This is a genomic window from Aquabacter sp. DMC10, from assembly GCF_056314145.1.
The window spans coordinates 652,166-665,255 of sequence record NZ_JBQUYX010000001.1 but is presented as its reverse complement, the minus strand read 5'-3'; the positions used below and the strand labels follow the sequence as shown (position 1 = coordinate 665,255).

Annotated in this window: 11 protein-coding genes; all 11 read right to left on the bottom strand. The window is 68.6% G+C overall.

The window, feature by feature from the left end; translation table 11 throughout:
• Window positions 1-3 precede the first annotated feature (3 nt).
• The 11 genes from dut to ACT54L_RS02985 all read right to left on the bottom strand — a co-directional run bounded on the left by dut (window position 4) and on the right by ACT54L_RS02985 (window position 13,081).
• A complete protein-coding gene (gene dut / locus ACT54L_RS03035; RefSeq protein ID WP_476084054.1) occupies window positions 4-477 on the bottom strand; it encodes a dUTP diphosphatase in 474 nt (157 codons plus the stop codon).
• Entirely contained in the window at window positions 478-1,689 is a 1,212-nt protein-coding gene (gene coaBC, locus ACT54L_RS03030; protein ID WP_476084053.1) for a bifunctional phosphopantothenoylcysteine decarboxylase/phosphopantothenate--cysteine ligase CoaBC, read from the bottom strand.
• 93 nt (window positions 1,690-1,782) lie between these two features.
• Window positions 1,783-2,229, bottom strand: a complete 447-nt coding sequence (locus tag ACT54L_RS03025; protein WP_476084052.1) for an N-acetyltransferase family protein — start codon at window positions 2,227-2,229, stop codon at window positions 1,783-1,785.
• 19 nt (window positions 2,230-2,248) lie between these two features.
• Window positions 2,249-3,817, bottom strand: coding sequence for a 2-polyprenylphenol 6-hydroxylase (gene ubiB, locus ACT54L_RS03020; RefSeq protein ID WP_476084051.1), 1,569 nt, complete (start codon window positions 3,815-3,817; stop codon window positions 2,249-2,251).
• A gap of 127 nt (window positions 3,818-3,944) precedes the next feature.
• Window positions 3,945-4,715 (bottom strand): bifunctional demethylmenaquinone methyltransferase/2-methoxy-6-polyprenyl-1,4-benzoquinol methylase UbiE, encoded by a 771-nt coding sequence (gene ubiE / locus ACT54L_RS03015; protein WP_476084050.1) that lies wholly within the window; start codon window positions 4,713-4,715, stop codon window positions 3,945-3,947.
• Between the two features lie 228 nt (window positions 4,716-4,943).
• On the bottom strand, window positions 4,944-5,156 hold the full coding sequence (locus tag ACT54L_RS03010) for a hypothetical protein (protein ID WP_476084049.1): 213 nt from the start codon (window positions 5,154-5,156) through the stop codon (window positions 4,944-4,946).
• A gap of 222 nt (window positions 5,157-5,378) precedes the next feature.
• Window positions 5,379-8,879 (bottom strand): PAS domain-containing hybrid sensor histidine kinase/response regulator, encoded by a 3,501-nt coding sequence (locus ACT54L_RS03005; RefSeq protein ID WP_476084048.1) that lies wholly within the window; start codon window positions 8,877-8,879, stop codon window positions 5,379-5,381.
• A 119-nt stretch (window positions 8,880-8,998) separates the two neighbouring features.
• Window positions 8,999-10,522, bottom strand: coding sequence for an RNA polymerase factor sigma-54 (rpoN, locus tag ACT54L_RS03000; RefSeq protein ID WP_476084047.1), 1,524 nt, complete (start codon window positions 10,520-10,522; stop codon window positions 8,999-9,001).
• A 67-nt stretch (window positions 10,523-10,589) separates the two neighbouring features.
• On the bottom strand, window positions 10,590-11,471 hold the full coding sequence (gene lptB, locus ACT54L_RS02995; protein WP_476084046.1) for an LPS export ABC transporter ATP-binding protein: 882 nt from the start codon (window positions 11,469-11,471) through the stop codon (window positions 10,590-10,592).
• A gap of 219 nt (window positions 11,472-11,690) precedes the next feature.
• On the bottom strand, window positions 11,691-12,299 hold the full coding sequence (locus ACT54L_RS02990) for an LptA/OstA family protein (RefSeq protein WP_476084045.1): 609 nt from the start codon (window positions 12,297-12,299) through the stop codon (window positions 11,691-11,693).
• On the bottom strand, window positions 12,296-13,081 hold the full coding sequence (locus ACT54L_RS02985; RefSeq protein ID WP_476084044.1) for a hypothetical protein: 786 nt from the start codon (window positions 13,079-13,081) through the stop codon (window positions 12,296-12,298). The genes ACT54L_RS02990 and ACT54L_RS02985 overlap by 4 nt, the downstream gene beginning before the upstream one ends.
• Window positions 13,082-13,090: the final 9 nt, after the last annotated feature.

The following is a 13,090-nucleotide window of genomic DNA, read 5'->3' as shown; positions in this document are numbered from 1 at the left end:
GCTTCAAGGGTTCGACTGCGCGTGGGTCCCGGTTGAACCAAAACCACCGACGCCGCGTGCAGTTTCTCCTAATTCTCCGTCTTCTTCCAGCTTTATATGCATGACAGCGGCGACCACGAGCTGGGCAATACGCATTCCCCGCGTGATCTCAAAGGCTTCGGCCCCGTGATTGATGAGCAGGACGCGGATTTCGCCGCGATAGTCCGCATCAATCGTGCCCGGCGCATTCAACACCGTGATGCCGTGCTTCAGGGCGAGGCCCGAGCGCGGGCGCACCTGCGCCTCGTAGCCCGGGGGCAGGCCTAGGCATAAAGCGGTGGGGATCGCCGCCCAGGCGCCGGGCGCGAGCGTGAAGGGCGCGTCCTCCGGCACGGCGGCCATCAGGTCCAGCCCGGCCGCGGCGGCGGTGGCATAGGCGGGCAAGGGCAGGTCCGCGCCATGGGGCAGGCGCTGGACGGGTACGGCGAGCGGGGTCATTCACAAAGTCTCCGTCAGGGCCGCCGCGATGCGCGCGACGAGCTTGCGTGCCACCTCGGTCTTGGTGGCGGAGGGCCAGTCCTCCACCCCCTCGCCGCTGACCAGGTGCACGGTGTTGAGGTCGCCGCCCATGATGCCGGTGGCGGGCGACACGTCATTGGCCACAATCCAGTCGCAGCCCTTGCGCTCGCGCTTGGCACGGGCATGGGCCACCACATTCTGGGTCTCGGCGGCAAAGCCCACCACCAGGCGCGGACGCAAGGTGTGGTGGTGGGACACCGTGGCGAGAATGTCGGGATTCTCAACCAGGCTGAGGCCGGGGGCGCCGCCGCCTTCCTTCTTGATCTTCTGGTCGGCGGCGCTGGCCACCCGCCAGTCCGCCACCGCCGCTGCGAAGACCGCGGCATCGGTGGGCAGGTTTTCCTCCACCGCCGCCAGCATCTGCGCGGCGGTTTCCACCCGCACCACCTTCACGCCCTTGGGGTCGGCGATCTCGACCGGCCCGGACACCAGCACCACCTCGGCCCCCGCCGCGGCGGCCGCGGCGGCGATGGCATGGCCCTGCTTGCCGGAGGACCGGTTGGCGATATAGCGCACGGGATCGATGGGCTCATGGGTGGGCCCGGAGGTCACCAGCAGGCGCCGGCCCTTGAGCAGCGCCGTGCCCTCGCCGAAGCGCGCCTCGATGGCGGCGATGATCTCCAGCGGCTCGGCCATCCGCCCCTCGCCGAACTCGCCGCGCTCCGCCATGGCCCCCGAATTGGGACCCACAAATGTGACGCCGTCTTCCTTGAGGCGCGCCAGGTTCCGCCGGGTGGCGGGATGGGCATACATGCGCGGGTTCATGGCGGGGGCCATGAGCACCGGCTTGTCGGTGGCGATCAGCGCCGTGGAAGCGAGGTCATCGGCCAGGCCATTGGCGGCCTTGGCCATGAGGTCGGCGGTGGCGGGGGCCACCACCACCAGGTCCGCCTCGCGGGACAGGCGGATATGGCCGATGTCATGCTCGGCGGTGAGGTCGAACAGGTCGGTGAACACCCGCTCGCCGCTGAGCGCCCCCACCGAGAGGGGGGTGACGAATTGCTGGGCCGCCTTGGTGAGGATGGGGCGCACGCTCGCCCCCCGTTTCTTCAGGCGGCGGATGAGGTCGAGGCACTTATAGGCTGCGATTCCCCCGCCGATGATCAGCAGAATGCGCCGGTCGTGAAGCATGGGCGGCCTCCCTGTCCGCATCGGCCGAGGCGACCGGCGGTTCGGCTGTCCTTAACGGAATTTGCCGCCGGTTTCACCCGGCCCGGCCCGCCGTCAGAGCTGAAGGGCGTAGTGCACGAAGTCATCCGCCGTGACGAAGGTGTCATAGAGCCGGCGGGCGGGATTGGTGTGGCGGGTCAGCCAGTGGATCTGGGACCAGCCCTCCTGCTTGCCGCGCGCCACCAGATCCTCGATGAGCGCGCGCCCCACGCCGAGGCCGCGGGCCTCCTGCGCCACGAACAGGTCGCCGAGATAGCAGGCGGGGGTGAGCGCCCAGCTGTCCTCGTGCAGGACGATGGTGGAAAAGCCGATCAGCTCCCCCTCCCGCTCCGCCACCCGGCCTTTCACCGGGGAGGCCGGGTCGAGCAGGCGGGCGAAGGTGTGGGCGGTGACGGCGGAGGAAAGCTCGGTCTCGTAGAAGGCGAGATACCCCGCCCAGAGCCGGCGCCACGCGGGCTCGTCGCCGGCGGTCACGTCGCGCAGAAGAAACGGCTGGCGCATGGCGTCGTGTCCCGGCTCATCACTTCAAGGCGAGCATGAGCAGCGCGGCCGCGATCACCCACAGCGCCGCATTGCCCCAGAAGGCGCGGCGCGCCTCGGCCCGGCCGATGCCCTCCAGCGTGTCGGGCGACAGGCGCAGGCCATCGCGCGTGGCCTCGTCCATCTGGGTGATGACGCGGCCGGTGCGGGTGAGAAGGCCGGGCACGTCGAGGGCGAAATGCCCCATCTCGCCAAGGCCGGCGCCGGCCTGCTGAAGGCGGCCCGCCGGCCCGAGATTGTTGGCGATCCACTCCTCCACCACCGGGGCGGCGGTGGTCCACATGTTCAATTGCGGGTCGAGGGAGCGGGCGACGCCCTCCACCACCACCATGGTCTTTTGCAGCAGCAGCAGTTCCGGCCGCGTCTTCATGTCGAAGAGGGCGGTCACCTCCAAGAGCAGGGAGAGCAGCCGCGCCATGGAGATCTGCTCGGCGCTGCGGGAATGGATGGGTTCGCCGATGGCGCGGATGGCCTGGGCGAAGTCCTCCACCGAATGGTGGCGGGGCACATAGCCGGCCTCGAAATGCACCTGCGCCGTGCGGCGCCAGTTGCGGGTGATGAAGCCATAGAGGATTTCCGCCAGGAAGCGCCGCTCGGCAAGGCCGAGGCGCCCCATGATGCCGCAATCCAGCACCACCAGCCGGCCCTGCGCATCCACGAACAGGTTTCCCGGATGCATGTCCGCATGGAAGAAGCCGTCGCGCATGGCCTGGCGCAGGAAGGACTGCATCACCACGCGGGCGAGATTGGGCAGGTCATGGCCTGCCCGCTCCAAGGCGGCGCGGTCGGAGAGCCTGATGCCGTCGATCCACTGGGTGGTGAGCACCTCACGGCTGGAGCGGTCCCAGTCCACGCGCGGCACGTGGATGTCGAGGTCATCGGCGGTGTTTTCCGCCAGCTCCGCATAGGCGGAGGCTTCCAGGCGCAGGTCCATTTCCATGGAGACGGAGCGTGCCAGCGTTTCCACCACCGCGGTGAGGCGCAGGCGGCGCGCCTCTGGCGACATGCGCTCGGCAAACTCCGCCAGCCGGCCGAAGGAGGCCATGTCGGCGCGGAAGCGATGGGTGATGTCGGGGCGCAGCACCTTCACGGCCACGTCCCGCACCGTGCCGTCGGGGTCGCTCACCCGCGCCTTGTGGACCTCGGCGATGGAGGCGGCGGCCACCGCCGGGCCGAAATAGGAAAAGGCGCTGGCGACAGGCCGGTCCAGCGCGTCGGCCACGGTCGCCTCTGCCACGTCCTGGCCGAAGGCGGGCATGCGGTCCTGCAGCACTTCCAGGTCGCGGGCCACCGACACGCCCACCACGTCGGGGCGGGTGGCCAGGAACTGGCCGAGCTTCACATAAGACGGCCCCAGACGGCTCAGCGCCGCCGAGAAGCGGGCGGAGCGCGTTCCCGCGTCGGGCCGGGCGATGAGGCGCGCAAGGCGCAGGCCCGGCCGCGCGGCCGGCGGCACCGCCGCCGGCGGGACGAGGCTCAGCACGCCTTCCCGGGCGAGCACATATCCGGCCCGCGCCAGGCGGGCGGCATCGGCAAGAAGAAAGATCACTCGCACATCCCTCGGCCGGCGCGGGCAAAGGAGGCCGCCCGCCGCGCTCGATCATGGTCCATGGACAGGCCCGTTCGCGGACCTTGCCCCAATCCGTCCCGGCGGGTCTTGTTCCGCCCGGGTGCGCTCAGATGCGATAGCCCGAATGCAGCGCCACCACGCCGCCGGTCATGAGGGTGTAGTCCACGCGCTTCAGCCCAGCATCGCGCATCATCTGGGCGAAGGCCTCGGGCGGGGGGAAGCGGCGGATGGATTCCACCAGATAGCGATAGGGCTCGGCATCCCCTGCCACCCGGCGGCCGATCTCCGGGATCAGCTTGAAGGAGAAGGTGTCATAGATCTTGTCGAAGACCGGCACGTCGACGCGGGAGAATTCCAGCACCATGACGCGCCCGCCGGGCTTCACCACGCGGCGCATCTCTTCCAGCGCGCGGGAAATGCGGGGCACGTTGCGGATGCCGAAAGCGATGGTGGCGGCATCGAAGCTGCGGTCGGGGAAGGGCAGGTCCTCCGCATTGGCCTCGGCAAATTCCACCTGGGCGGCAAGGCCGGCCTTTTCGGCGCGCTCGCGGCCCACCGCCAGCATCTCTTTATTGATGTCGGCCACCACCACGCGGGTGCCCGGCCCGCCGGCGCGCACGGTGCGGAAGGCGATGTCGCCGGTGCCGCCGGCCAGGTCCAGGAGGCGGAAGGGCCGGTCGGACTTCGGCGGGCGCAGCTTGGAGATGAGGGCGTCCTTCCAGGCCCGGTGCAGGCCACCGGACATGAGGTCGTTCATGATGTCGTAGCGCCGCGCCACCTTGTGGAACACGTCATCCACCATGGCCTGCTTGTCTTCGAGCGGCACGGTGCGAAAGCCGAAATGGGTCTCGGCGGTGTCGGTGGAGGAAGGCTGCATCGGACGTCCTGGCACATGTCCCGAGAGGATGAGCCGGCGCGGGCGCCGGGCTCCTCGTCTCACTCAGTTTCCGAAGGCTGACCCGGCCGGCATCGGGGCCGGAGGTGCCTCCAGGGACCAGGGGCGGGGCAGTCCCGCCGGCCGGTCCGGGCCGGACCTTACCGGATCGGATCGGCGGACGCCACGCGGCGGATGCTCCCGCGTAGCGATGGTGTCAAAGGGGGGAGATCAGAGCTTGCGGGCCCAACGGCGGGCCTTGGCCCGCGCGCTCTCCACATTGTCCAGCTCGTCGAGCGGAAGCAGTTCCAATTCCAGGAACCCTTCAACATCGCGCGACCGGCGCCGGCTGCCTCCATTGTCCTGGGAGAAAGTCCTGCGCTGGCGGCGGGCTTCGATTTCCTCCCGCATGGGGAAGATCGGGACATGAATAGTCAGGGTCATGGCGATCTCCGAAATCGTTAACACCGGCTTAACGCGCTCTACTCATCCGCAATGGATCGAGGTTTATTCACCGAAGGCGAAAGCACCTCAGATGTCTTGCTGCGACGCGCAAAAGAACGCCATCGGATCGGGGCGAATATGGGGCACGGATGAGGACGAACGGAGATCTTCCCAAGGCGTCGTCTGGCCCTGGGGATAGTCATACTTGATTAACTATAAAAGCTATTCTGCAGCGGTGCGGGCGAGCCGCCACTGGGCCAGCAGAGCCCGCAGCGCTGCCGGTTTCAGCGGCTTGTGCAGCACCGTCATGTCGGCCGCTTCCGCCGCCTCGCGCACCTTGCGGGTGCGATCGGCGGTGATGAGGACGGCGGGCAATTTGCCGAGCTTCCAGCGCAGGCCCGTGACCGCCTCGATGCCGTGTCCGCCGTCCAGGTGATAGTCGATGAGAATAAGGTCGGGCTTGGCTTTCGCCGCCTTCACCTCGCGCAGGGCCGAGGCGGCATTGGCGGCCTTGATGACGTGGCAGCCCCAGCCGGTGAGCAGCGTCTCCATGCCGTCGAGAATGGCCGCCTCATTGTCGATGGCGAGGATGACGAGGCCTTCCAGGGGCGCGGATGCCCGCGCCGGGCGTGCCGGCTCGGCGACCGCCTCCGGCAGGGGCGCGGTGACCGGCAGCTCCACCGAAAAGCTCGACCCCTTGCCGGCGGCGGAGCGCATGGCCACGGGATGTTCGAGCACGCGGGCGATACGCTCCACGATGGACAGGCCGAGGCCGAGCCCGCGCGCCTCCCGCGCGCCTTGATCGAGGCGCTGGAATTCCTGGAACACCAATTTGTGCTTGGAGCGGGGAATGCCCATGCCGGTGTCGATCACCTCCACCCGCACCTTGCCCCGCCGCCGGCGGCAGCCCACCAGCACCCGGCCCTTGGGGGTGTATTTGATGGCGTTGGAAATGAGATTCTGGAGCAGGCGGCGCAGCAGGCGCCGGTCCGAGCGCACCGTCAGGGAGGTGGGCACGAAGGTCAGGTCGAGCTTTTTCTCCGCCGCCAGGGGCGCAAATTCCGTCTCCAGCTGGGTGAGCACCTCGCCCAGGCGGAAGGGCGCGATCTCCGGGCGCATGGCGCCGCTGTCGAGACGGGAAATGTCCAGGAGGGCGCCCAGGATCTCCTCCACCGCCTCCAGGGAGGAATCGATGTTGACCGCAAGGCGCGCCTCGTCCTTGCCCTCCGCCCGCTCCACCAGGCTCGTCACGTAAAGCCGGGCCGCATTGAGGGGCTGGAGGATGTCGTGGCTGGCGGCGGCGAGAAAGCGCGTCTTGGAGACATTGGCATCGTCGGCGGTGGCGCGGGCCTTCTCCAGGGCCTGGTTCAACTGCTCCAGCTGCTCGGTGCGCTCGCGCACGCGCCGCTCCAGCGTCTCATTGGCCCGCTCCAGCGCCTCTTCCGCCTGCACGGAGGCGGTGATGTCGGTGAAGGTGACGACGACGCCGCCGTCCGGCATGGGGTCCGAGCGCGCCTCAAGGGTGGCGCTGCCCCGCTGCAGGCGCTCATGGGAGGAGCCGCAGGGCAGGGAATAGCGGGCGAGCCGGGCATCCAGGGAGTCGGTGCTCTCCGCGTCCGCGCGGGCATGGCTGAGGATGTCGCGCAGCGGCGCGCCCACCGCATAGCATTCGGGCGGCAGATCCAGCATGGCGCCGAACTGGCGGTTCCAGCAGACCAAGCGCAGGTCCCGGTCGAACACGGCGATGCCCTGGCCCACGTGATCAATGGCGTTCTGGAGCAGCTCGCGATTGTACTGGATGGCGGCGGAGGCATCGTCCAGCAGCTTCAGCGCCGCCTTGGTGGAAACCGCCCGCTTGCGCAGCAGCAACGACAAGACGAGGCGTGAGGAGGCCGCGCCAATGGCCGAGGCCAGCAGGTGCTCCGCATAGCGCACCAGCTGGGCGTCCGCCTCATGGCGGGGGTCGAGGCGCAGGCCGTTGGACTGGGCGAAGCTCTCGAAGGCGGACCGGGCCCGGTCGGCGCCGAGATAGCGCGCCACCGTGGCCATCAGTTCTTCCACCGTCACCGCCGAGCGCCAGCGCCGGAACGAGGGGCGCACCGCCACCTCCGAGTTCAGGAACAGGCCCGCCTGCACCTGCTCGATGGCGGACGGCCGCGTCACCAGCGAGATGACCACCAGCAGCAGGGTGTTGAGCCCCAGGCTCCACACCACGCCATGGGCGAGCGGCGTGGCGGAAAGGCCGAACAGGCTGGTGGGTCGCAGGAAGGCGAGGCCGAAGGGGCCATGCTCGACGAAGGTGCGGCTCACAAGGCCGGCCTCCGCGAGGCTCGGCAGCAGCAGGGTGTAGGCCCACACCGATATGCCGGCCAGGATCGCCCAGATGGCGCCCTTGGCGGTGGCCCGCCGCCAGGTGAGGCCGGCGGCGAAGGCCGGGCCAACCTGCGCGATGGCGGCGAAGGAGAGCAGGCCGATCTGGGCCAACTGCACCTCGCCGGTGGTGCGGTAATAAAGATAGACCAGCAGCAAAATGACGAAGATGGCGGCGCGGCGCACCAGCAGCAGCGTCGCCACCATGTCGTGCCGGGTCTGCCCGCTTTCGCCCCGGTTGGCCCGGCGGCGCAGCATCAGCGGCATCACCAGGTCGTTGGACACCATGATGGCCAGCGCCACCGATTCCACGATCACCATGGCGGTGGCCGCCGACAGCCCGCCCACGAAGGCCAGCAGCGCCAGCAGTTCCGAGCCGGCGGCCAGGGGCACCGCCAGAACGAACACGTCGGGGTCCACGGTCTGGAGCGGGAACAGCACCATGCCCGCCACCGCCAGGGGAACCACGAACAGGTTGATGAGGACGAGGTAGAGCGGGAACAGCCAGCGCGCCCGCTTGATCTCCGACACCCCCTTGTTTTCCACCACTGCCACGTGGAATTGGCGCGGCAGCAGGATGAAGGCGCCGGCCGACAGCACAGTCATGGTCAGCCAGTTTTCCAGCGACGAGCCATGCTCGAAGGGCGCGAGCATGTTCATCTCGCGCGCCGCATAGAAAAGCGTCCAGGGGCCGTCGAACAGGAAGAAGGTGACGAACACCCCCACCACCAGGAAGACCACGAGCTTGACGATGGATTCGGTGGCCACCGCCAGCATCAGGCCTTCCTGGTGCTCGGTGGCGTCGGTGTGGCGGGTGCCGAACAGCACCGCGAAGGCCGCCATGGCCAGCGCCACGAACAAGGCCAGGTCGCCGCCGATGGAGCCGGCATGGGCCGGGCCGCCCACATTGCCCATCACCGCCGCCAGCGAGGAGGACACCGCCTTCAATTGCAGCGAGATGTAGGGAATGGAGCCGACGATGGCCACCACCGTCACCAGCGCCGCAATGCCCTGGTGCTTGCCGTAGCGGGCGGCCAGGAAGTCGGCGATGGAGGTGATGTTCTGGGCCTTGGCCAGCGTCACGATGCGCATCAGCACCGGGCTGGCCGCCGCGATCACCAGGATCGGTCCCACATAGATGGTCAGGAAGTCGAAGCCCTGCACGGTGGCAAGTCCCACCGAACCGAAGAAGGTCCAGGAGGTGCAATAGACCGCCAGCGACAGGGAATAGATGAACGGCCGGGGGGCCGACTTGGCCTCGCCAGAGCGCTGCCGGTCGCCGAAGCTCGCTACGGCGAAGAGCAGGCCGATATAGGCCAGCGCAGCGAAGACGACGACCCAGGCTTGAAGCATGTCTCCCATCCGTGCCCCGGTCTCTTGCCTTGCCGGGACTTTGTGTCACCTCACACCCGCGCGCGCCCGATGTCCAGCGGGGGAAAGGGCGGCATCTTCGCCCGGGAGGAGGGCGGGGTTCAGCCCGGCGCGAGGCTGCGCTGGGACTGCTTTTCCCGTCGCCGCTGCACCGAGGAGGCGATGTTCATGCTCTCGCGATACTTGGCCACCGTCCGGCGGGCAATGTCGATGCCGTCGTCCTTCAGCTTCTGCACCAGCGTGTCGTCGGAGAGGATGTCGTCGGGGCTTTCCTGGTCGATCAGGCTCTTGATGCGGTGGCGCACCGCCTCGGCCGAATGGGCCTCGCCGCCGCCGGAGGCGGCGATGGCGGAGGAGAAGAAGAATTTCAGCTCCATCACGCCGCGGGGCGTGGAGATGTATTTGTTGGAGGTCACCCGGGAGACGGTGGATTCGTGCATGCCGATGGCATCGGCCACGGTGCGCAGGTTCAACGGCCGCAGGTGGCGCACGCCGTGGTCGAGGAAGGCCTCCTGCTGGCGCACGATCTCGCTTGCCACCTTCAGGATGGTGCGGGCGCGCTGGTCGAGGGAGCGCGTCAGCCAGCTGGCGCTCTGGAGGCAGTCGGCCAGGAAGCTCTTTTCCTTGGGCGAACGGGCCGCCCGCGCCACGGTGGCGTGATAGGTCTGGTTCACCAGGACGCGGGGCAAGGTCTCCGAATTCAATTCCACCAGCCAGGAGCCGTCGGATGCCGGGCGCACGAACACGTCGGGCACCAGGGGGTGCACCACGCCGCTGCCGAACACCAGGCCGGGCTTGGGGTCGAGGCGCCGGATCTCGGCGATCATGTCGGCGAGGTCCTCATTGTCCACGCCGCAGATGCGCTTCAAGGCGTTGCGGTCATGGCGCGCGAGCAGCTCCAGATGGTCGAGCAGGGCCTGCATGGCCGGGTCGCAGCGGTCCTTCTCGCGCAATTGGATGGCGAGGCATTCGGACAGCGTGCGGGCGCCCACCCCGGAGGGCTCGAAGGTCTGGATGAGGCGCAGCACATCCTCGACTTCCGCGACCGAGGCCTCCAGCAGGGCGGCCACGGCTTCGATGTCGCCGGTGAAATAGCCGGTCTCGTCGATCTGGCCGATGAGGTTGATGCCGATGAGGCGGCGGACCGGATCGGTCTCGGCCACCGCCAGCTGGGCTTCCAAATGGTCGGCGAGGGTGGACTGGGAGGCCAGGAAGGCTTCCGGATTGTAGTCGTCGCCCCGCTCGCCCCCGCCCCAGTCCACGGAGGAAGAGGGGGCCGACCCGGCGCCGGGGCGCTCGGCGGGGGCATCGTCGGGAAAGATGTTGCCGAGGTCGGTGTCGAGGCGGGTCTCCATGGAGGCGCGGCTCGGTTCCTCGCCGGCTTCCATCCAGTCGCCCGTGCGCGGGGTTTCGTCCGCTACGGGAGCGGGGGGCGCTTCGGCGCCCGCATCCGCCCCTTCGCCCTCGGTGATGCGTTCCAGCAGCGGATTGCGCTCCAGCTCCGCTTCCACATAGGCCACCAGCTCGATGTTCGAGAGCTGCAGCAGCTTGATGGCCTGCATCAGCTGCGGCGTCATCACCAGCGACTGGGTCTGGCGGAACTCCATCTTGGGTGAGAGGGCCATCAGCGCGCGCCCTCCCGCGCCGCGCCGCAGCGGCCCAGACACGTGGAAACAGGGCGGCGGGACAGGCTCATAGGCGGAACTCTTCCCCGAGATAGAGCCGCCGCACGTCCGGGCTGTTGACGATGGAATCCGGGTCGCCCTCCATGAGGACGGTGCCGGAATGGATGATATAGGCGCGGTCGATCAGGCCCAGCGTCTCGCGCACATTGTGGTCGGTGATGAGCACGCCGATGCCGCGCGAGGTGAGGTGGCGCACCAGGGACTGGATGTCGCCCACCGCGATGGGGTCGATGCCGGCGAAAGGCTCGTCCAGCAGCATGAAGGCGGGCCGGCTGGCCAGCGCCCGGGCGATTTCCACGCGCCGCCGCTCGCCGCCCGACAGGGCGATGGAGGGCGACTTGCGCACATGGGTGATCTTGAACTCCTCCAGGAGGGCTTCCATTTCCTCCTTGCGGCGCTTGCGGTTGGGCTCGCTCACCTCAAGCACCGCCATGATGTTGCCCTCCACCGTCAGGCCCCGGAAGATGGAGGCCTCCTGCGGCAGGTAGCCGATGCCCAGCCGCGCGCGCTGGTACATGGGCATGGGCGTGACATCGTGGCCTTCCAGCTCGATGCGGCCCGCATCGGCCTTCACCAAGCCGGTAATCATGTAGAAGACGGTGGTCTTGCCGGCGCCGTTGGGGCCGAGCAGGCCGACGGCCTCGCCCCGGCGCACATTGACCGAGACATCGCGCACCACCTTGCGGCCGCCATAGCTTTTCGCCAGCCCGAAGGCGGCCAGAGACACGGCGGCCACGTCCTCGTGCGGCACGCCATAGCCGAGATTGTCCTCGGCCTCATGCTCGGCAACGGCATCGTGCTGCGGATCGAACGCCTCGGCATCCGCGGGCGGGGGACTGGCCTCGCCCTTATCCTGTCGCTTGCCGCCGAAGATAGGAAGAAAACTCACGCACGCCTCCGGGCCGAAGTCCCCCTGGTGGCGCTCAGTGTTTCCTTCGCGGGCGAAGTTTGCAACATGCAAAATTCAGGCCGTCTGGAAAAATCGCAGATCGCGACAAAGTGCCCATGGGGCAGGGACCCGCTGCGCGGCGGGCGCATCCCGCTGGACGGCCGAAAGACTCAAGGGCCGGTGGGCGGCGCGCCCGTGCCTGCGCGCGCCGGGACGGGCTCAGCGCTTCGGCGCGGCGTTCTGGCCGGCCGGGGCGCTGCCGGGGGTGCCGGCCGGCGGCGGCTTGACCGAGCCGGGCACGATCAGGCTTTCCACGCGGCCGCCCTCGATCTTGGAGACGCCGGTGATGAGATCTACGGTGAGCTTCTGGCCGCGCACCACGTTGGGACCCTGGGTGAGCACCACGGGCTTGCCGGTCAACACCACCGTGTTGGACTTCATCTCGAAGGTGCCGGTCTCGCCGGTGGCGGTCTGGTCCTTGGTCTGGACGAGGACACCGCCCTTGGCCTCGATGCGCTTGATCTGGCCGTTCTGGGTCGGCTGGCCGTCGGCGGGGGCGGCGGAGCCTTCGTAGAAGACCATCAGCTCGGGCGAGCGCATGGTGGTGTCGCCCTGGGTCACGATCACATTGCCCGAGAACAGCGCGGTCTTTTCCTTGTCCTTCACCTCAAGGGTGTTGGAGGTGATGCGCACCGGCTGGTCGCGATTGGTGGCAAAGCCCTGGAGCGCATTGGGGACGCTTCCCGCGCCCTTGGCCTGGGCCATCGCGCCTGTGGCCGGCGCGGCCAGGGCGGCGCCGAGCACGAGTAGGGAAAGGGCCCACTTCATCGCTTTCCTCCCGCAGGCGGCGCGGCCTGCGCCGGGTTGCCGGGGGCGGGGGCTCCCGCAGCCGGCTTTGCGCCCTGTTGAGCGGCTCCGTTCGGGGCCTGCGCGTTGGACATGTCCGACGGGCGGAAGTCCAGTTGCACATGGCCTTCAAACAGGGCCCGGTTTCCCCGATCGGTCACCGTCATCTTGTCCGCCACCAGCTTGGCGTCGCGATAGGTGAGCACCACCGGGTTCTGGGTGACCACGCTGCCGGCCTTGGCGTCGATCTCGGCATCCTTCAGATGCCCCACATAGCCGGCGTTGGTCTGGAACTCCACCCCACCATGCAGTGTAATGTATTGCCGTTTCGGAAACATGGTTCCCGTGGCGGAGGCAAGCTTCGCCCACCCCTTGTTGGCCAGTTCCATCTGCGCGTGGATGTCCTGCAGGTCCACCTCCTCGGGATTGGTCAGATCCTGCGAGGCGGTGGCCGCGGTGACCACATAGGCGCGGTTGTCGTCGGTGAAGCCGGACAGCTTGGGCGATTCCATGGTCAGCCGGGTGCCATTGAGGCGCAGCGCGCCCATCTGGAACGGCAGCTCGAACTGCATGGAGAATTGCTGGATGACGGGAACGGCGATCATGGCCGCCAAGGCGCCGGCCACCAGCACCGGCAGGGCCCGCTTCGCGAACCGCACGCGGGCGCTGTGGCGGCGGGCGCGACGGAAGTCCGTCGCGCGCCGGACGCCGAAATTCGCCGCGTCGCGCCGGTCGAGGGCATTTGCAGCCTGGTCCTGGCTCATGAACATCGA